The organism is Streptomyces sp. NPDC048353 (genome assembly GCF_055587165.1).
In genome coordinates, this window is record NZ_JBVJGU010000010.1 from 122,589 (window position 1) to 140,287 (window position 17,699).

The following is a 17,699-nucleotide window of genomic DNA, read 5'->3' on the forward strand; positions in this document are numbered from 1 at the left end:
GGTCACCGAGCAGCACGGCGGCTCCCCTCGGGCGATGTGGTCAGTGGTTCGTCGAGCGCGGGCACGCGATCCATTGCACACCACGGGACCGACAACCGTCCCGCAGGCTGTGGACGAACCGCCCGGCGGGCCGGGTCTACTCCACGCCGATCAGCAGGGGCGGGGCGCCGGGGCCGGCGTGGTAGACGGCGGTGTCCACGGCCAAGTGGGTGCCGCGGACGTGCTGTTCGAGGGCGGCCGCCAGCGACTCCGGGGCGTCGTCTCCGACGATCAGGGTGACCAGTTCGCCGCCGGCCGACAGCATGCGGTCGAGGACGGTCAGGGCGGTCGTCGTCGGGTCCTGGCCGATGACGGCGACATCGCCCTCGATCAGGCCGAGGACGTCGCCGGCCTGGCAGACGCCCGCCGAGGTGAAGGACTGCCGTTCGGCGACGGCCAGTTCGGCGTAGCGGGTCGCGCCGGCCGCCGCGGTCATGGCCACCACGTCCTCGTCGAAGCGGCGCTCCGGTTCGTGGACGGCGAGGGCCGCGATGCCCTGGACGGCGGCGCGGGTGGGGATGAGGGCGACCCTGATGCCCTCGGCGCGGACCTGTTCGGCGGCGGCGCCCGCGGTGTGCCGCAGGTCGGTGTCGTTGGGCAGCAGGACCACCTCGCGCGCGTGGGCCCGGCGGATCGCGTCGACCAGGTCGCCGCTGGCGGGGGGTCTGCCGGGGCGGGCGAGGACGGTCGTGGCGCCGGCCTCCTCGCACAGGCCCGCGATGCCGCCGCCCGGGACCACGGCGACGACCGCGCGCTGGGCCTGCTCGCGCGGGGCCACGCCCGCGAAGTGGGTGATCCGGATGCGGTACGGCCGTCCGGCCTCCACGCCCGCCTCGACCGCCGCTCCGGCGTCGTCGACGTGGACGTGGACGTTCCACAGCCCGTCGCCGCCCACGACGACGAGGGAGTCGCCCAGCTCGTCGAGGCGGGTGCGCAGGCGCTCCACGGCCTCGTCGGGCGCTTCCAGGAGGTAGATCACCTCGAAGGCCGGCCCCCGGCGGTCGTCCTCGCCGGCGCACTCCTCGGCCGGCACGGGGCGCGCGGGGCGTACGGGACGTAGCTGCGCCTCCCCGGAGACGGCCTCGACCAGTGCGCCGAGGACGGCGACCAGACCCCGTCCGCCGGCGTCCACGACCCCGGCGCGTTCGAGCACGGCCAGTTGGCCGGGGGTCGCCTCCAGGGCCGTCCTGGCGCCCTCGTACGCGCCCCTGGCCACCGTCACCAGGCTGCCGCCGCCCGCGCAGGCGTCGGCGGCCGCGTGGGCGACGCTGAGGATGGTCCCCTCGACCGGGTGGGCGACGGCCCGGCGGGCGGCGATGGCCGCGGCGGCCAGCGCGCGGGCGAGGTGATCCCCGTCACGGCCGTCCGCGAGGACGGAGGCCATGCCGCGCAGCAGCTGCGACAGGATGGTCCCGGAGTTGCCCCGGGCTCCGATGAGGGCGCCGTGCGCCATGGCCCGTATGGCGTCCACGGGGTCCACCGCGGGTCCTTCGCCGGCCGCGGCCCCGGTCCGTCCGGCGGGGGCGGGGGCCGGTGCGCAGGCGTCGAAGACGGCGTCCACCGCGCTGGCGGCGGATTCCACGGTCAGATAGAGGTTGGTGCCGGTGTCCCCGTCGGCGACGGGATAGACGTTGATCGCGTCGATCTCCTCGCGCTCCCGGCCGAGCGCCTCCAGCGCCCGTACGCACCAGGATCGGACCGCTGCGGCGTCGAGGGTCTGCGCGGTCTGCGGCACCTGGTGGTCCTCCTTGAGCTGCTGGCTGCCTCGCAGGGTAGACCGCTCGGCGCCCCGGGCCGGGGCGGGGGCCGGGGCGATCGTGGTAGTTTCGTTCCACGGGAGCAGCCGTTGTATGCTGCTTCGGTTGCCCGGCGAGAGTCGGGCCATTCCCCCGGCAAGCCACTTCAGAACTCTGATTCCGGTGCGCCGGATTTCACTGTAAATCTGAAGTCTTTGGAGTGACCCGTGGCTGCCAACTGCGACGTCTGCGGCAAGGGGCCGGGCTTCGGCAACAACATTTCGCACTCGCACCGCCGTACGTCCCGTCGCTGGAACCCGAACATCCAGCGCGTGCGTGCAGTGGTCGGTCGGACGCCGAAGCGGCTCAACGTCTGCACCTCGTGCATCAAGGCCGGCAAGGTCTCGCGCTAAGTGATGCTCCCCGCGTCAGCGGGGATGATCCCGCCGACGTTTCGTCGTAGCGCAGCCCCTGCGGTTGCCTTGAAAGGCCGGTTCACCTCGGTGAACCGGCCTTTTGCCATGCCCGGACACGGGAGCCGCGGAAGCGGGCCCGCCGGAGCGGGCCTCCCCCACGCGCGCGCCTCAGGGCTGTCCCGTAATCCCCGGCGGGCGCGCGACGACAGCTACGGCACCTCGCCGCGTTGTCGGCACGCCCGAATACATCCAGTATGCGGGCGTGCCTCCGCCTTGCGATGCACCGCATCTGACGCCGCGCGCTGATCCACCAGGCATGACGGGACAGCCCTTAGCGGAAGCGCCAGCCGTGGTCGACCGGGCCGATGCCGGTGCCCAGGGCGAAGCCGGCGGCTATCGCCCCGGTGACGTACTCCTTGGCCTCCTGGACGGCCTCGGGGACCGGCAGCCCCTTCGCGAGCCCCGACGCCACCGCGGAGGCCAGCGTGCAGCCCGTCCCGTGCGTGTGCCGGTTGTCGTGGCGGGGCGCCCGAAGCCACAGCTCCTCGGAGCCGTCCGTGAGCAGGTCGACGGCCGTGTCGCCGGTGGGCAGGTGGCCGCCCTTGATCAGCGCCCAGCGCGGGCCGTACGCCAGGATCGCCTCGGCCGCGACCCGCATGTCGCTCTCCCGGACGACGATGACGCCGGTGAGCTGTGTCACCTCGTCCAGGTTGGGCGTGGCGACGGTCGCGACCGGCAGCAGCCGCTTCCGTACGGAATCCAGCGCGGAGGCCGCGAGCAGCGAGTCCCCGTGCTTGGAGACGCCGACGGGGTCGACGACCACGGGGGCGTCCGTGGCCGCGAGCAGCTCGGCGACGGTCTCGACGAGCGTCGCGGAGGCCAGCATGCCGGTCTTGACCGCCTGGACGCCGATGTCGTCGACGACGGCGCGGTACTGCGCGCGTACGGCCTCCTCGGGCAGTTCCCAGGCTCCATGGACGCCCCGGGAGTTCTGGGCGGTGACGGCGGTGATCACGCTCATGCCGTGGACGCCGAGGGCGAGCATGGCCTTCAGGTCGGCCTGGACGCCCGCGCCGCCGCCGGAGTCGGAGCCGGCGACCGTCAGCACCAGGGGCGGGTGCACCCGGCCCACCGCACCCGGCTCCGGGCCTTCGACCGAGCCCGGCTCCGTGACGTCGACCGCACCCGGCTCCGCGCTCACTCGGTCTCCCCGAAGTGGTCCCAGCCGCCCGTGCTGTGCCACGGCGCGCCGTCGACGGTCACCTGGGGCAGCGCCGAGGGGTTGAGGACCTCGCCGATGACCTTCCAGCGGGCCGGAAGCTTCACGTCCGGCGGGAAGGTGGCCACGATCGCGTGGTCCTCGCCTCCGGTCAGCACCCACTGCAGCGGGTCCACGCCGACGGCCTGGCCGATGTCGTTCATCTGGGTGGGGATGTCGATGAGGCCGGAGCGCAGGTCGATGCGGACCTTGCTGGCCTCCGCGATGTGGCCGAGGTCGGCGATGAGTCCGTCGCTGACGTCGCACATGGCGGTGGCGCCGAGCCCGGCGGCCGCGGGGCCCGCGTGGTACGGCGGCTCCGGCCGGCGGTGGGCCTCGACGAAGGCGCGGGGCGAGCGGAAGCCCCGGGAGAGGACCGCGTAGCCGGCGGCGGACCAGCCGAGCCAGCCGGTGTACGCCACGACGTCCCCGGGCTGCGCGCCGCCCCGGGTCACCGGGTCGTGGTTGCGCAGGTCGCCGAGGGCGGTGATGGCGACGGTGATCGTGTCGCCGCGGACGACATCGCCGCCGACCACGGCCGCGCCGGCGACCTGGCACTCGTCGCGCAGGCCGTCCATCAGCTCGGTGGGCCAGGTGACGGGGAGCTCGGCGGGGACGACCAGGCCGAGCAGGAGCGCGGTGGGGACCGCGCCCATCGCCGCGATGTCGGCCAAGTTCTGCGCGGCCGCCTTGCGGCCGACGTCGTACGCCGTCGACCAGTCGCGGCGGAAGTGACGCCCTTCGAGGAGGATGTCCGTGCTGGCCACCACGCGCCGGTCGGGCGCGGAGACGACCGCGGCGTCGTCGCCCGGCCCGACCCGTACCGCCGGGGTGGAGGTGAGCCGGGACGTGAGCTCCCTGATGAGCCCGAACTCACCCAACTCGCCGACTGTGCCCTTCACCGCGTCTCACCTCGTGTTGTCGTGCCGGCCGTGCGCGCCGACCGCGGGTCGCGAGCCGTCACTGCGCCAGATACCGTCAAGTGGACCGTCAACTTCTGTCGTGCGTACGCCACACTGTGGGCGCCTCTGAGCGCGCAGGTCTCCCCGCGGCCCTCGGCGACGCGGTACCGTGGCGTCCCTTTCTCCCACAAGATCCTCGTGGTCGCCCTGGAGGTTCCGTGGTACAGGCGTACATCCTCATCCAGACCGAGGTGGGCAAGGCGTCGACCGTCGCCGAGACCATCGCGAAGATCCCGGGGGTGATCCAGGCGGAGGACGTGACGGGCCCGTACGACGTGATCGTCCGCGCCCAGGCCGACACGGTCGACGAACTCGGCCGCATGGTGGTCGCCAAGGTCCAGCAAGTGGACGGCATCACGCGAACCCTCACCTGCCCGGTCGTGCATCTGTAGCCCCCGTCTACCCTTGGCCGGTGATGTCTTCCCACCGGCCCTTCGGCCTGCCCGCCGCCGCGGCGGCGGCCGTGCTGCTGCTGTCCGTCGCGGGCTGCTCCTCCACGGACGCGAAGGCGTCGGCCCCCGTTCCCCGCCCTCCGGTGGAGGAAGCCGCCTTCTGCCAGGCCCTGGCGAAGGAGCTTCCCGACACCGTGGCGGGGCTGGAACGGAACGATCCGGAGCCAGGGTCCGAACTGACCGCCGGGTGGGGGGACGCGGCGATCGTACTGCGCTGCGGCGTCCCCCGGCCCGAGAAGATGAATGATCCCCAGGCTCAGGGGGTCGACGCCGAAGGCGTGACCTGGCTCTTCGAGCGGCGGGAGGGCGACGGGCCCCGCTTCACCACGACGTACCGGAAGGCGTACGTCGAGGTGTCGCTGGACGAGCGGTACGCGCACGACGTCGGCCCGCTCGCGGATCTCGCCGCCTCCATCGAGAAGACGGTCCCGGACAGCCTCTAGGGCGTGCCCGGAAAGTCCCGCCTGGCCCGGCCGGGGCCGGGGCCCCGGTCCCGGCCGTCCGTCAGCGCAGGCCCGTGGAGCGGGTCAGCGCGGCCTGGATCAGCCGGTCGACCAGCTCGGGGTAGCCGATCCCGCTCTCCTGCCACATGCGCGGGTACATGGAGATCGGCGTGAAGCCGGGCATGGTGTTGATCTCGTTGATGACGAAGTCGCCGTTCTCCGTGAGGAAGAAGTCGGCGCGGACCAGACCCTCGCAGGAGACGGCCTCGTAGGCGGCGACCGCCAGGCGCTGGACCTCGGCGGTGGCCTCGTCGCCGATCGGCGCCGGCACGATCCCGGAGGCCGAGTCGATGTACTTCGCCTCGAAGTCGTAGAAGTCGTGGTCGGTGACGGGCGGGATCTCGGCGGGGACGCTGGCGCGCGGGCCGTCCTCGAACTCCAGGACGCCGCACTCGATCTCGCGGCCGCTCAGCAGCGACTCGACGAGGATCTTGGGGTCGTGGCGCCGGGCCTCCTCGATGGCCTCGTCGAGGCCGGAGAGGTCGTCGACCTTGGTGATGCCCATGGAGGAACCGCCACGGGCGGGCTTCACGAAGAGCGGCCAGCCGTGCTCGGCGGCGAACTCGACGATCTTCTTGCGGGCGGCGGCGGGGTTCTGCTCCCACTCGCGGGGCCTGATGACCTCGTACGGGCCGACGGGCAGCCCGAAGGAGGTGAACACCCGCTTCATGTACTCCTTGTCCTGGCCGACGGCGGAGGCGAGGACGCCTGCGCCGACGTAGGGGACGCCGGAGAGTTCGAGCAGACCCTGGAGCGTGCCGTCCTCGCCGTACGGGCCGTGCAGCATCGGGAAGACGACGTCGACCTCGCCGAGGGCCTGCGGCACGGCGCCGGGCTCGGCGTACACGACCTCGCGGTTGGCGGGGTCGACGGAGAGGACGACACCGCCCCGCTCCGACTCGGCGAGGTCGGAGACGTTCGGCAGGGCGCGCTCGGCGATGGCCATCCGCTCGGGGGCGTCGGCGGTCAGCGCCCAGCGCCCGTCGGTGGTGATGCCGATGGGCAGCACGTCGTACTTGTCCCGGTCGATGGCGCGCAGGACGGCACCTGCGGTGACGACGGAGATGGCGTGCTCCGAGCTGCGTCCGCCGAAGACGACGGCCACGCGCGGCTTGCGGGGGCTCTGGGTGTTCTCGCTCATATCGCGTTGAGCGTACCTTGCGTCCCCGACGTGCCCGAGAGCCCCGGTGCGCCCCGCGCGTCCGGCGCAACGGGGCTCCCGGCGGCGGGGTCAGCGGCGCTCGGACTTGGCGCTGCGGGACATCAGTTCCTTCAGCGCGACGATCGGCGGCTTGCCCTCGTGGACGATCGAGACGACGGTCTCGGTGATCGGCATGTCGACACCGTGGCGGCGGGCCAGGTCGAGGACCGATTCGCAGGACTTGACGCCCTCGGCGGTCTGCTTGGTCGCGGCGATGGTCTCCTGCAGCGTCATCCCGCGGCCGAGGTTGGTGCCGAAGGTGTGGTTGCGGGAGAGCGGCGAGGAGCAGGTGGCCACCAGGTCGCCGAGGCCGGCGAGGCCGGAGAAGGTGAGCGGGTCGGCGCCCATGGCGAGGCCGAGACGGGTGGTCTCGGCGAGGCCGCGGGTGATGAGGGTGGCCTTGGAGTTGTCGCCGAGTCCCATGCCGTCGGCGATGCCCACGGCGAGCCCGATGACGTTCTTGACCGCTCCGCCGAGTTCGCAGCCGACGACGTCGGTGTTGGTGTACGGGCGGAAGTACGGGGTCATGCAGGCGGTCTGGAGCCGTTGGGCGACGGATTCGTCGGCGCAGGCCACGACGGCGGCGGCGGGCTGCCGGGCGGCGATCTCCCGGGCCAGGTTGGGGCCGGTGAGGACGGCGACGCGCTCCACGGGCACGTCGGCGACCTCGGTGACCACCTCGCTCATGCGCTTGGCGGTGCCGAGTTCGACGCCCTTCATGAGGGAGACGAGGACGGTGCCGGGGGCCAGGTCGGGGGCCCAGGCGGCGAGGTTGGCGCGCAGCGTCTGCGAGGGCACGACGAGGACGGTGAAGTCGGCGTCCCGGGCGGCCTCGGCGGGGTCGGTGGTGGCCCGGACGTTCACCGGGAGCTCGACGCCCGGCAGATAGTCGGGGTTGGTGCGGGTGGTGTTGATGGCCTCGGCGAGCTCCGCGCGGCGGCCCCAGAGGGTCACCTCGCAGCCCGCGTCGGCGAGCACCATGCCGAAGGCGGTGCCCCACGATCCCGTACCGAAGACGGCTGCCTTGGTCACTTCTTGCCCTCTCCGGCGGTCTTGCGCCGCTGTTCCAGCCGTGCCTTGCGGTGGTCGTACGGTGCGGCCGGGGCCTTCTCGCCGCGTACGTCCTCCAGGAGGGCGGTGATCGCGGCCATGATGGCCTCGGTCGCCTCGCGCAGCACCTCGGGCGTCGGCTCCTGGCCGTGGAACCGGGAGAGGTCGACGGGCGGCCCGGCCTGGACGATCAGCGTCTTGCGGGGGAACAGGCGGAGCTTGTTCTCCTTGGCGTACGGCGGCATCGCGAGGTTGGCACCCCACTGGGCGACCGGGATGACGGGGGCCCGGGTGAGCAGGGCGACGCGGGCGGCGCCGGTCTTGCCGGCCATGGGCCACATGTCGGGGTCGCGGGTGAGGGTGCCCTCGGGGTAGAAGGCGACGCACTCGCCGCGCTCGATGGCCTCGACGGCGGCGCGGAAGGCGTCCAGCGCGTCGGTGGACTCGCGGTAGACGGGGATCTGGCCGGTGCCGCGCAGGATCGTGCCGACGAACGATCCCTTGAAGAGGCCGGCCTTGGCGAGAAAGCGCGGCACGCGCCCGGTGTTGTACTGGTAATGCGCGTAGGACAGCGGGTCCAGATAAGAGTTGTGGTTGACGGCGGTGATGAATCCGCCGTCGTCCGGAATGTGTTCCGTTCCTCGCCAGTCCCGTTTGAACAGAACCACCAGTGGCGGTTTGGCGATGACCGCCGCCAGGCGGTACCAGAAGCCGATTCTGCGGCGGGACACTCGGACACCTTCCTCTGGGACTGGGTTGCAGGGGGCCAAGTGTCGCCCCATGCTCCCGGTCTGTCGAGAACACCGTACGCCCCGCGCCGTGGCTCCCGCCGGACAGCCTGACCACGAGCGGGGCCACAATGGCCCCGATGAACACCGATCCGGATGACGGCTGGTCCCTAGTCGTTCCCCTGAAGCCCCTCGCGCGGGCGAAGAGCCGGCTCGCGGCGGCCGCCGGTGCCCGGTCGCGGCCTCGGCTCGCGCTGGCGTTCGCGCTGGACACGGTGGCGGCGGCGCTGGAATGTCCGCGGGTGCGGGATGTGGCGGTCGTCACGGACGATCCGGAGGCGGCGGCCGCCCTGGCGGCGCTGGGGGCGCGGATCGTGCCGGACTCCCCCGCCGCCGGGCTCAACGCGGCGCTGGCCCACGGGGCGCGCGCGGTGCGCGAGGGGCGGCCGGGAGCGCGGGTGGCGGCGCTGAACGCGGACCTCCCGGCTCTGCGCCCGGCGGAGCTTGAGCGGGTGCTGCGGGCGGCCGGGAAATACCCCCGGGCATTTCTCGCGGATGCCGCGGAAATCGGTACGACATTCCTCTCGGCAGGGCCGGGGGTGGAATTGGCCCCTGCTTTCGGGGGCGCCTCACGGCGTCGGCATTCGTCGACGGGGGCGGTGGAAATACGGCTGGCGGGGGTGGATTCCGTGCGCCGGGACGTGGACACCGGGGAGGATCTGGCGGCCGCGCTCGCGCTCGGTGTCGGTCCCCGGACGGCGGCCCACTGGGACCGGGCCGCCGGATAGGCTGCGGCCATGCAGGCGACCGCGTACACCTACGACCCCGAGACCCGCAGCGGAAGTGTGCTGCTCGACGACGGCACCCCGCTGGACTTCGGGACGGACGCCTTCGACGCGGGCGGGCTGCGGCTGCTGCGTCCGGGGCAGCGGGTGCGGATCGAGACCGAAGCCGGGTCCGCCGGGCCGCGGATCACGCTGGTGACGCTCCAGACCTTCTGACCTCCGGGCCGTACCGCGTACCGCCGTGTCGGGCGCGGCCGGGACGGGCCCTCGCCCGTACGGCCGGGTCAACGCCGCGGGCCGGGCTCCCCTGGGGGAGCCCGGCCCGGCGTGTGAGTGGCCCTGCGACCGTGCGCCGCTTACTTCTTGCGGGCGGTGGTGGTCTTTTTGGCGGTGGTGGTCTTGCGCGCGGTGGTCTTCTTCGCCGGCGCCTTCTTCGCCGTGGCCTTCTTCGCCGGGGCGGTCTTCTTGGCGGTGGTCTTCTTCGCGGTGGCGGCGGTCTTCGCCGGCGTCGCCTTCTTGGCGGTCGTCGTCTTCTTGGCGGCGCTCGCGGTCTTGGTGGCGGTGGTCTTCTTCGCGGTGGCGGTGGTCTTCTTCGCCGGGGCCGCGGAGGTCTTCTTGGCGGCGGCCTTCTTCGCCGCGGCGGCGGAGGTCTTCTTGGCCGCGGCCTTCTTGCCGGCGGTCTTGGAGATGGTCGCCGAGGGGCCGGAAAGGCTGCCCTTGGGCGCCTTCTTGACCGAGACCTCGCCTCCCTTGGGGAGCTTCTTCGAGCCGCTGACCAGGTCCTTGAAGCCCTGACCCGCACGGAAGCGCGGAACCGAGGTCTTCTTGACCCGCACGCGCTCACCCGTCTGCGGGTTACGCGCGTACCGGGCGGGACGGTCGACCTTCTCGAACGAACCGAAGCCGGTGACCGAAACCCGGTCCCCGCCGACCACGGCACGCACGATCGCGTCCAGCACCGCGTCGACAGCGTCCGCGGCCTGCTGACGGCCGCCGAGCTTGTCGGCAATCGCTTCTACGAGCTGCGCCTTGTTCACGTCTTCCCCTTCGGAGACATTGCCAGAACGAAAGTGTTCAAGCTTTTTCGCACGTTAGGCATGTATATACCGCAAATCAAACACGAAACGGGCTAATCACCCTAGTGCCGCAACGCGGAAGTGCCGTTGCGGAGTTCCTGGTGTCAGTCGTCTTCAGGGAATCGGCCCTCGTCGAGGTCCTTCATCAACCGGTCCAGACGCGTTGCCGCGTCCGCGAGATCGTGCTTCGCCGCGGCCGTGACGACCAGCAGCTTCCGGGACAGCGCCATCCTTACGCCCTCCGGGACTTGCAGTTCGCGCACCCTTGTGTGCGCTTCCTTCAATCGGGCGGCGACTGCCTCATAGAGCTCGAGTTGGCTGTCGCGTTCCATGCACAGATTGTGCCATCTAGGGCGAGTTGTCGCCCGACGGGGTCTCAACAAGCGACTGCGCCCCCCACCGGAAGGTGGGGGGCGCAGTCGTGGAAAAGCGCTGCTCAGGCGGTAATTGTACGGGGCTTGAAGGCCGGCCGGTCCGCTTCGTAAGCCGCGATGTCGGCTTCGTTCTGAAGGGTGAGGCTGATGTCGTCCAGGCCGTTGAGCAGGCGCCAGCGGGCGTTCTCGTCGAGCTCGAAGTCGGCGTCGATCCCGTCGGCGAGCACCTTCCGCCGCTCCAAGTCAACGGTGATTTCGGCCGTCGGGTCGGCCTCGGTCAGCTCCCAGAGCCGGTCCACGACCTGCTGGTCCAGGACCACGGTCAGCAGACCGTTCTTCAGGGAGTTGCCGCGGAAGATGTCGGCGAACCGGGAGGAGATCACGGTCTTGAAGCCGTAGTTCTGCAGCGCCCAGACGGCGTGCTCCCGGGAGGAGCCGGTGCCGAAGTCGGGTCCGGCGACCAGGACGGAGGCGCCCTGCCGCTCGGGGCGGTTGAGCACGAAGGAGGAGTCCTTGCGCCAGGCCTCGAAGAGCCCGTCCTCGAAGCCGTCGCGGGTGACCTTCTTCAGCCAGTGGGCGGGGATGATCTGGTCGGTGTCGACGTTGCTGCGGCGCAGCGGGACGGCCCGGCCGGTGTGCGTGGTGAAAGCTTCCATGGTTCCTCAGACCCCCGCGGGCGTAGCGACGTCGGACAGATCGGCCGGGGAGGCCAGATGGCCCAGTACGGCGGTGGCGGCGGCGACCTGGGGCGAGACCAGGTGGGTCCGGCCGCCCTTGCCCTGCCGGCCCTCGAAGTTGCGGTTGGAGGTGGACGCGGAGCGCTCGCCGGGAGCCAGTTGGTCGGGGTTCATGCCCAGGCACATCGAGCAGCCCGCGTGCCGCCATTCGGCCCCGGACTCCTTGAAGACCTTGTCCAGGCCCTCCTCGACGGCCTGCAGGGCGACCCGGACGGAGCCGGGGACGACCAGCATCCGGACGCCGTCGGCGACCCGGCGGCCGCGCAGCAGGTCGGCGGCGTTGCGCAGGTCCTCGATGCGGCCGTTGGTGCAGGAGCCTACGAAGACGGTGTCGACCTTGATGTCGCGCAGCGGCTGTCCGGCGTCCAACCCCATGTACTCCAGGGCCTTTTCGGCGGCCAGGCGCTCCGAAGCGTCTTCGTACGAAGCGGGGTCGGGGACGTTCGCCGAAAGCGGGGCACCCTGACCCGGGTTGGTGCCCCAGGTGACGAACGGCGCCAGGGAGGCGGCGTCGATGACGACCTCGGCGTCGAAGACGGCGTCCTCGTCGCTCTTCAGGGTCTGCCAGTACGCGACGGCGGCGTCCCACTCCTCGCCCTCGGGGGCGTGGTCGCGGCCCTTCAGGTACGCGAAGGTGGTCGCGTCGGGGGCGATCATGCCCGCGCGGGCGCCGGCCTCGATCGACATGTTGCAGATGGTCATCCGGGCCTCCATCGAGAGCTTCTCGATGGCGGGGCCGCGGTACTCCAGGATGTAGCCCTGGCCGCCGCCGGTGCCGATCTTGGCGATGATCGCCAGGATCAGGTCCTTGGCGGTGACGTCCTCGGGCAGCTCGCCGTCGATCGTGATCGCCATGGTCTTGGGGCGGGCCAGCGGCAGCGTCTGGGTGGCCAGCACGTGCTCGACCTGGCTGGTGCCGATGCCGAACGCCAGCGCGCCGAACGCGCCGTGCGTGGAGGTGTGCGAGTCGCCGCAGACCACGGTGGTGCCGGGCTGGGTCAGGCCCAGCTGGGGGCCCACGACGTGGACGACGCCCTGCTCGACGTCGCCCAGCGGGTGCAGCCGTACGCCGAAGTCCGCGCAGTTCTTGCGCAGGGTCTCCAGCTGCGCGCGGGAGACCGGGTCGGCGATCGGCTTGTCGATGTCGAGGGTCGGGGTGTTGTGGTCCTCGGTGGCGATGGTGAGGTCGAGGCGGCGCACCTGCCGGCCGTTCTGACGCAGTCCGTCGAAGGCCTGGGGGCTGGTCACCTCGTGCAGCAGGTGCAGATCGATGAAGAGGAGGTCGGGCTCGCCCTCGGCGCGCCGGACGACGTGGTCGTCCCAGACCTTCTCCGCGAGTGTCCTACCCATCGCTTTCCCTCCGGCCGACGTCTACGCCGGCACAACTAGAGACCCGTTTCGCGGGCCGTTGTGCGGCCGCCTCACCAGGGTCACAGGTTCCGGGAGAAATTGAACTTGCGTTTCACAGAGTGAGACGCGAGTATCGTTGCATGGACAACTCTAGCGGCGTGGGCGTTCTCGACAAGGCAGCCCTTGTCCTGGGCGCCCTGGAGTCCGGTCCGGCCACCCTCGCAGGTCTGGTCGCGGCGACGGGACTCGCACGACCCACGGCACATCGTCTCGCCGTGGCACTGGAACACCACCGGATGGTGGCTCGCGACATGCAGGGCCGGTTCATCCTCGGACCGCGCCTGGCGGAGCTCGCCGCCGCGGCCGGTGAGGACCGCCTGCTCGCCACGGCGGGCCCGGTGCTGACGCATCTGCGCGACGTCACCGGCGAGAGCGCCCAGCTCTACCGCCGGCAGGGCGACATGCGCATCTGCGTGGCGGCGGCCGAGCGGCTGTCCGGCCTCCGGGACACCGTCCCGGTCGGCTCGACGCTGACGATGAAGGCCGGCTCCTCGGCGCAGATCCTGATGGCCTGGGAGGAGCCCGAGCGGCTGCACCGCGGCCTTCAGGGCGCCCGCTTCACGGCGACCGCGCTGTCGGGCGTACGGCGCCGGGGCTGGGCCCAGTCGATCGGTGAGCGGGAGCCGGGCGTGGCGTCCGTCTCGGCGCCCGTGCGGGGACCCTCGAACCGCGTGGTGGCGGCCGTGTCGGTCTCCGGGCCGATCGAGCGCCTGACCCGCCACCCGGGCCGTATGCACGCCCAGGCGGTCATCGACGCGGCCGCGCGCCTCTCCGAGGCCCTGCGCCGCACCGGCTGACCGGCCGCCCTCATTCCGTCCGTCCCGGCCCACCGCTTCAACGCCGCAGCGGTGGGCCGGAGTTGTGTCCGTCGTCGCCGGGACGCGAAGAAGCCCTCCCCCGAAGGGAAGGGCTTCTTCGATGCGTACCCCCGACCGGATTCGAACCGGCGCTACCGCCTTGAGAGGGCGGCGTGCTAGGCCGCTACACAACGGGGGCCTTGCGGATGAGATCCGCGTACGTTGCAGATGAGCTCTGCGAGCTGGCCTACCAGGACTCGAACCTAGAATGACGGTACCAGAAACCGTAGTGTTGCCAATTACACCATAGGCCATGGTGGTTTAAACCAGTACCCCCGACCGGATTCGAACCGGCGCTACCGCCTTGAGAGGGCGGCGTGCTAGGCCGCTACACAACGGGGGCCCTAGCGATCCCGCTCGGCACCGGAGTGCCGAGCGATGTCACCACGTGTTCACCGGGAGCGACCCTGGTGATGCGCAGGATGGATCTGTACCCCCGACCGGATTCGAACCGGCGCTACTGCCTTGAGAGGGCAGCGTGCTAGGCCGCTACACAACGGGGGCTTTGCGGATGAGATCCGCGGATGCAGATGAGCTCTGCGAGCTGGCCTACCAGGACTCGAACCTAGACTAACGGAACCAGAAACCGTCGTGCTGCCAATTACACCATAGGCCACCAAAACGCGAACCCTTGCGGGATCTTGTTCGGGTTGTGCTCCTCGGGTCCCGGCCTTTCGGCTCGCTCCCCTCGGCGCAGGAAGAACATTACCCGAAGGTCTCCGACGCTCCAAAACGGGTATCGCGCCGCAGCAGCGCGGGGAGCTCGTGCAGGCCGGTGACGCGGGTGAGCTCGGGCCGGCCGCCGATGCCCGCGCGGTCCAGCCAGATGCCGGTGAGGCCCGCCTCCACCGCCCCGCGGGCGTCGATGTCCGGCTGGTCACCGACGTACGCCACCTCGCGCGGGGCCAGGCCGAGGGCGTCGCAGGCCGCGTGGAAGGCCTCGGCGGCCGGCTTGGCGTGGCCGAGTTCGGCGGCGCAGACGACGGCCTCGAAGCGGTCCCGCACCCCCAGCACCCGGAGTTTGCGGTCCTGGTTGAGGATGCTGGAGTTCGACAGGACGGCGTGACGGTAGTCACCCGCCAGCGCGTCCAGGACGGGGACGGCGTCGGGGAAGAGCTCCCAGGCGGATTCGTAGTGGGCGACGTACCGGTCGAACCAGGCGTCGGCCTCGTCGGCGGTCAGGGCGGGAGCGCCGAGGAAGTCCCGCACCCGGTCGCGGCGCTGCTCCCGGAAGTCCACCCCGCCGGCCTCGAAGCGCCGCCAGTGGAGGACGGTCAGCTCCTGCCAACGCCCGAGGGCCTGGTCGACGGAGGCGAATCCGTCGGCCAGGCCCTCGGCCGCGAGGTGGTCGCGCATGCCGCTCAGGTCGGCGCGGGCGTAGTCGAAGAGCGTGTCGTCGATGTCCCACAGGACCGCGCGGATCGGCATGCGGCCGAGATTACGCCGCCAGCTTCGCCAGCGTCGCGTCGATCCGGGCCAGGGTGCGCTCCTTGCCGAGGATCTCCATGGACTCGAAGAGCGGCAGACCGACCGTGCGGCCGGTGACCGCGACGCGGACCGGGGCCTGGGCCTTGCCGAGCTTCAGGCCGTGCTGCTCGCCGGCGGCCAGGACGGCGTTCTTGAGCGACTCGGGGTCGTTCCAGTCGGCCGCCTCCAGCGCGGCGCGGGCGGAGGTCAGGAGGGCCGCCGGCTCGCCCTTCATGGCCTTGTCCCAGGAGGGCTGGTCGAAGACCGGCTCCTTCAGGAAGAGGAAGTCGACGTTGGCCGTGATGTCCGAGAGGACGGTGACGCGGGTCTGGGCGTGCGGCGCGATGGCCTCCCAGGCGGCGCGGTCGAAGTCCTCGGGCGCCCAGGGGGCGTGCGGGGCCCGGAGCCAGGGCTCGCAGGCGGCGGCGAAGGCCTTCACGTCCAGCAGGCGGATGTGGTCGGCGTTGATCGACTCGGCCTTCTTGAGGTCGAAGCGCGCCGGGTTGGCGTTGACGTCGGCGATGTCGAACTTCTCGACCATCTGCGCGATGGTGAAGATGTCCTGGTCGGCGGAGTATGACCAGCCCAGGAGGGAGAGGTAGTTCTGCAGGCCCTCGGGGAGGAAACCGCGCTCCCGGTAGAGGTTGAGGGAGGCCTGCGGGTCGCGCTTGGAGAGCTTCTTGTTGCCCTCGCCCATGACGTACGGCAGGTGGCCGAAGGAGGGGATCTCCTTGGCGACGCCCAGCTCGATCAGCGCCTTGTAGAGGGCGATCTGGCGCGGGGTGGAGGAGAGCAGGTCCTCGCCGCGCAGCACGTGCGTGATCTCCATCAGCGCGTCGTCGACCGGGTTGACCAGGGTGTACAGCGGGGCGCCGTTGGCGCGGACGATGCCGTAGTCCGGGACGTTGTCCGGGGTGAAGGTGAGTTCGCCGCGGACCAGGTCGGTGAAGGTGATGGGCTCGTCGGGCATCTTGAAGCGGACGATCGACTCGCGGCCCTCGGCGCGGTAGCGCTCGATGCGCTCGTCGCTCAGGTTGCGGCAGGTGCCGTCGTAGCCGGAGGGCTTGCCGGCCAGGCGGGCGGCGTCGCGGCGGGCCTCCAGCTCCACGGCGGTGCAGAAGCAGTGGTAGGCGTAGCCCCCGGCGAGCAGCTTCTCGGCCACGTCCCGGTAGATTTCCATGCGCTGGGACTGGCGGTACGGGGCGTGCGGGCCGCCGACCTCGTCGGGGCCCTCGTCCCAGGTGAGGCCGAGCCAGCGCAGCGAGTCGAGCAGCTGCTGGTACGACTCCTCGGAGTCGCGCGCCGCGTCGGTGTCCTCGATGCGGAAGACGAACGTGCCGCCGTGGTGCCGGGCGAACGCCCAGTTGAAGAGGGCGGTCCTGACCAGGCCCACGTGGGGGTTGCCGGTCGGGGAGGGACAGAAACGTACGCGGACGTTCGCGTTAGCCACGCTTGATCACCTTGTTGGTGAGAGTGCCGATGCCTTCGATGGTGACGGCGACTTCGTCGCCGACGGTGAGGGGGCCGACCCCGGCGGGGGTGCCGGTGAGGATGACGTCTCCGGGGAGCAGCGTCATGGCCTCGCTGATGTGGACGACCAGGTCCTCGATGGAGCGGATCATGTCGCTCGTACGACCGAGCTGGCGCTGTTCGCCGTTGACGGTGGCCTGGATGGTGAGGTCGCCGGCGGCGGCCGGGTCGAGACCGGTCTCCACCCAGGGGCCGAGCGGACAGCTGGTGTCGAAGCCCTTGGCGCGGGCCCACTGGTTCTCGCGCCGTTGGACGTCGCGGGCGGTGACGTCGTTGGCGCAGGTGTAGCCGAAGACGACGTCCTTGACGCGCTCGCGCGGGACCTCGCGGCACATGCGGCCGATCACCACGGCCAGTTCGGCCTCGTGGTGCAGCTCGCTGGAGAAGGAGGGGTACTCGATGGCGTCGCCGGGGCCGATCACCGAGGTGGTGGGCTTGAAGAAGGCGACGGGCACGTCGGGGACCTCGTTGCCCAGCTCGGCGGCGTGCTCGGCGTAGTTGCGCCCGATACCGACGACCTTGTTGGGGAGCACGGGCGGCAGGAGCCGGACTTTGTCGAGCGGCACCTTGGTGCCGCTCAGCTCGAAGTCGGTGTACGGGATGCCCTTGATGATGTCGAGGACCAGGCCGCCCGACTCGACGGTTCCCTCGCCCTCGACGGCGCCGAAGGCGACATTGCCGTCGATGGAGAATCTGGCGATGCGCACGAGTGCTGTCGCCCCTCACTTGCTACTGGTCTGGAGTCTGACGCTCCAGGCTAACGCGGTGAGGGGCGCCGGAGGTGAGCCGATGGGGCGCCCGGGCGGCGGGGAACGGGCCGTCGGGGGACGGGCCGGGCGCCGCGGAGGGGAGCCGAGCCGTTACTCTGCGGGCTGGAGGGCCTGCGGCGCCGTCATCAGGATCGTGCGGCGCGGGTTGGCCGTCTGGTTGGGGAGGTCGACCGCGTGCTCCGGCTGGACACCGCGCCCGAGCCGCTCGGCGTCCTCGAGGTGCGCGAGCGTGGTGCGGCGGGGGTTGGCCGTGGAGCGGAGCAGCATCGTCGTCTTCATGGCGGGTGTCGGACCTCTACAGAGTGTGGGCGGATGTAAAGCGTCAGGCTAAACGCCCCTTTCCCTTCG

20 protein-coding genes and 5 tRNA genes are annotated in these 17,699 nt (G+C 71.4%); 6 read left to right on the forward strand and 19 right to left on the reverse strand.

The features are described from left to right. Positions 1-136: 136 nt before the first annotated feature. A complete protein-coding gene (locus ACZ6RC_RS29885) occupies positions 137-1,774 on the reverse strand; it encodes a DAK2 domain-containing protein (protein ID WP_469589069.1) in 1,638 nt (545 codons plus the stop codon). 228 nt (positions 1,775-2,002) lie between these two features. Between ACZ6RC_RS29885 and rpmB the strand changes: the two genes are divergently transcribed. Then, positions 2,003-2,188 carry a 50S ribosomal protein L28 gene (gene rpmB, locus ACZ6RC_RS29890; RefSeq protein ID WP_003957616.1) on the forward strand — a complete coding sequence of 62 codons (186 nt, stop codon included), beginning with the start codon at positions 2,003-2,005 and terminating at the stop codon, positions 2,186-2,188. 334 nt (positions 2,189-2,522) lie between these two features. Here rpmB and thiD read toward each other — a convergent pair whose 3' ends face one another. Together thiD and ACZ6RC_RS29900 are read right to left on the reverse strand one after the other, a co-directional pair. Continuing rightward, positions 2,523-3,323, reverse strand: coding sequence for a bifunctional hydroxymethylpyrimidine kinase/phosphomethylpyrimidine kinase (thiD, locus tag ACZ6RC_RS29895; RefSeq protein ID WP_469589265.1), 801 nt, complete (start codon positions 3,321-3,323; stop codon positions 2,523-2,525). 65 nt (positions 3,324-3,388) lie between these two features. Further along, positions 3,389-4,351, reverse strand: a complete 963-nt coding sequence (locus tag ACZ6RC_RS29900; protein ID WP_391138894.1) for a thiamine-phosphate kinase — start codon at positions 4,349-4,351, stop codon at positions 3,389-3,391. A gap of 218 nt (positions 4,352-4,569) precedes the next feature. Here ACZ6RC_RS29900 and ACZ6RC_RS29905 point away from each other — a divergent pair, with 218 nt between their 5' ends. After that, positions 4,570-4,803 carry an Lrp/AsnC family transcriptional regulator gene (locus ACZ6RC_RS29905; protein WP_064070330.1) on the forward strand — a complete coding sequence of 78 codons (234 nt, stop codon included), beginning with the start codon at positions 4,570-4,572 and terminating at the stop codon, positions 4,801-4,803. Positions 4,804-4,826: 23 nt separating this feature from the next. Then, a complete protein-coding gene (locus ACZ6RC_RS29910; protein ID WP_469589268.1) occupies positions 4,827-5,306 on the forward strand; it encodes a DUF3515 domain-containing protein in 480 nt (159 codons plus the stop codon). 61 nt (positions 5,307-5,367) lie between these two features. Here ACZ6RC_RS29910 and ACZ6RC_RS29915 read toward each other — a convergent pair whose 3' ends face one another. The 3 genes from ACZ6RC_RS29915 to ACZ6RC_RS29925 form a co-directional block, all read right to left on the reverse strand. Continuing rightward, entirely contained in the window at positions 5,368-6,507 is a 1,140-nt protein-coding gene (locus tag ACZ6RC_RS29915; RefSeq protein ID WP_469589074.1) for a D-alanine--D-alanine ligase family protein, read from the reverse strand. Between the two features lie 90 nt (positions 6,508-6,597). After that, positions 6,598-7,599 (reverse strand): NAD(P)H-dependent glycerol-3-phosphate dehydrogenase, encoded by a 1,002-nt coding sequence (locus ACZ6RC_RS29920; RefSeq protein ID WP_391138898.1) that lies wholly within the window; start codon positions 7,597-7,599, stop codon positions 6,598-6,600. Beyond that, the gene (locus ACZ6RC_RS29925) at positions 7,596-8,348 is read right to left on the reverse strand and encodes a lysophospholipid acyltransferase family protein (protein WP_391138900.1); all 753 of its coding nucleotides are present in this window, start codon (positions 8,346-8,348) and stop codon (positions 7,596-7,598) included. Before ACZ6RC_RS29925 ends, ACZ6RC_RS29920 begins: the two co-directional genes overlap by 4 nt. A gap of 137 nt (positions 8,349-8,485) precedes the next feature. Between ACZ6RC_RS29925 and cofC the strand changes: the two genes are divergently transcribed. Both cofC and ACZ6RC_RS29935 read left to right on the forward strand, forming a co-directional pair. After that, positions 8,486-9,133 carry a 2-phospho-L-lactate guanylyltransferase gene (cofC, locus tag ACZ6RC_RS29930; RefSeq protein WP_469589079.1) on the forward strand — a complete coding sequence of 216 codons (648 nt, stop codon included), beginning with the start codon at positions 8,486-8,488 and terminating at the stop codon, positions 9,131-9,133. Between the two features lie 9 nt (positions 9,134-9,142). Further along, entirely contained in the window at positions 9,143-9,346 is a 204-nt protein-coding gene (locus ACZ6RC_RS29935) for a cold-shock protein (protein ID WP_391138904.1), read from the forward strand. Between the two features lie 140 nt (positions 9,347-9,486). On the opposite strand, the gene ACZ6RC_RS29940 is transcribed toward ACZ6RC_RS29935, so the two are convergent. From ACZ6RC_RS29940 to leuC, 4 genes are all read right to left on the reverse strand, one after another. Further along, positions 9,487-10,167 (reverse strand): HU family DNA-binding protein, encoded by a 681-nt coding sequence (locus tag ACZ6RC_RS29940; protein WP_391138906.1) that lies wholly within the window; start codon positions 10,165-10,167, stop codon positions 9,487-9,489. 143 nt (positions 10,168-10,310) lie between these two features. Beyond that, positions 10,311-10,538 (reverse strand): SCO5555 family protein, encoded by a 228-nt coding sequence (locus ACZ6RC_RS29945; protein ID WP_260227783.1) that lies wholly within the window; start codon positions 10,536-10,538, stop codon positions 10,311-10,313. Positions 10,539-10,642: 104 nt separating this feature from the next. Next, positions 10,643-11,236, reverse strand: a complete 594-nt coding sequence (gene leuD / locus ACZ6RC_RS29950) for a 3-isopropylmalate dehydratase small subunit (RefSeq protein ID WP_391138909.1) — start codon at positions 11,234-11,236, stop codon at positions 10,643-10,645. A gap of 6 nt (positions 11,237-11,242) precedes the next feature. Continuing rightward, a complete protein-coding gene (gene leuC, locus ACZ6RC_RS29955; RefSeq protein WP_469589084.1) occupies positions 11,243-12,667 on the reverse strand; it encodes a 3-isopropylmalate dehydratase large subunit in 1,425 nt (474 codons plus the stop codon). Positions 12,668-12,807: 140 nt separating this feature from the next. Here leuC and ndgR point away from each other — a divergent pair, with 140 nt between their 5' ends. Then, entirely contained in the window at positions 12,808-13,524 is a 717-nt protein-coding gene (ndgR, locus tag ACZ6RC_RS29960) for an IclR family transcriptional regulator NdgR (protein ID WP_366834024.1), read from the forward strand. Positions 13,525-13,650: 126 nt separating this feature from the next. Here ndgR and ACZ6RC_RS29965 read toward each other — a convergent pair. The 9 genes from ACZ6RC_RS29965 to ACZ6RC_RS30005 form a co-directional block, all read right to left on the reverse strand. Beyond that, positions 13,651-13,723: transfer RNA gene (locus ACZ6RC_RS29965), tRNA-Glu, on the reverse strand. Positions 13,724-13,766: 43 nt separating this feature from the next. Further along, positions 13,767-13,838, reverse strand: a tRNA-Gln gene (locus ACZ6RC_RS29970). Between the two features lie 16 nt (positions 13,839-13,854). After that, a tRNA-Glu gene (locus tag ACZ6RC_RS29975) sits at positions 13,855-13,927 on the reverse strand. Positions 13,928-14,015: 88 nt separating this feature from the next. Next, a tRNA-Glu gene (locus tag ACZ6RC_RS29980) sits at positions 14,016-14,088 on the reverse strand. A gap of 40 nt (positions 14,089-14,128) precedes the next feature. After that, positions 14,129-14,200, reverse strand: a tRNA-Gln gene (locus ACZ6RC_RS29985). An 89-nt stretch (positions 14,201-14,289) separates the two neighbouring features. After that, positions 14,290-15,012: an HAD family hydrolase gene (locus ACZ6RC_RS29990; protein ID WP_391138914.1), complete on the reverse strand. Its 723-nt coding sequence runs from the start codon at positions 15,010-15,012 to the stop codon at positions 14,290-14,292. Between the two features lie 10 nt (positions 15,013-15,022). Further along, a complete protein-coding gene (gene gltX / locus ACZ6RC_RS29995; RefSeq protein WP_469589090.1) occupies positions 15,023-16,501 on the reverse strand; it encodes a glutamate--tRNA ligase in 1,479 nt (492 codons plus the stop codon). Continuing rightward, the gene (locus tag ACZ6RC_RS30000) at positions 16,494-17,288 is read right to left on the reverse strand and encodes a fumarylacetoacetate hydrolase family protein (protein WP_391138919.1); all 795 of its coding nucleotides are present in this window, start codon (positions 17,286-17,288) and stop codon (positions 16,494-16,496) included. The genes gltX and ACZ6RC_RS30000 overlap by 8 nt, the downstream gene beginning before the upstream one ends. A gap of 153 nt (positions 17,289-17,441) precedes the next feature. Then, a complete protein-coding gene (locus ACZ6RC_RS30005; RefSeq protein ID WP_391138922.1) occupies positions 17,442-17,630 on the reverse strand; it encodes a hypothetical protein in 189 nt (62 codons plus the stop codon). Positions 17,631-17,699 lie beyond the last annotated feature (69 nt).

Coding starts and splice junctions, on each gene's coding strand:
- ACZ6RC_RS29910 (WP_469589268.1), top strand. CDS start 4,827: ATGTCTTCCCACCGGCCCTTCGGCCTGCCCGCCGCCGCGGCGGCGGCC.
- ACZ6RC_RS29915 (WP_469589074.1), bottom strand. CDS start 6,507: ATGAGCGAGAACACCCAGAGCCCCCGCAAGCCGCGCGTGGCCGTCGTC.
- cofC (WP_469589079.1), top strand. CDS start 8,486: ATGAACACCGATCCGGATGACGGCTGGTCCCTAGTCGTTCCCCTGAAG.
- ACZ6RC_RS29935 (WP_391138904.1), top strand. CDS start 9,143: ATGCAGGCGACCGCGTACACCTACGACCCCGAGACCCGCAGCGGAAGT.
- ACZ6RC_RS29945 (WP_260227783.1), bottom strand. CDS start 10,538: ATGGAACGCGACAGCCAACTCGAGCTCTATGAGGCAGTCGCCGCCCGA.
- leuD (WP_391138909.1), bottom strand. CDS start 11,236: ATGGAAGCTTTCACCACGCACACCGGCCGGGCCGTCCCGCTGCGCCGC.
- leuC (WP_469589084.1), bottom strand. CDS start 12,667: ATGGGTAGGACACTCGCGGAGAAGGTCTGGGACGACCACGTCGTCCGG.
- ndgR (WP_366834024.1), top strand. CDS start 12,808: ATGGACAACTCTAGCGGCGTGGGCGTTCTCGACAAGGCAGCCCTTGTC.
- ACZ6RC_RS29990 (WP_391138914.1), bottom strand. CDS start 15,012: ATGCCGATCCGCGCGGTCCTGTGGGACATCGACGACACGCTCTTCGAC.
- ACZ6RC_RS30005 (WP_391138922.1), bottom strand. CDS start 17,630: ATGAAGACGACGATGCTGCTCCGCTCCACGGCCAACCCCCGCCGCACC.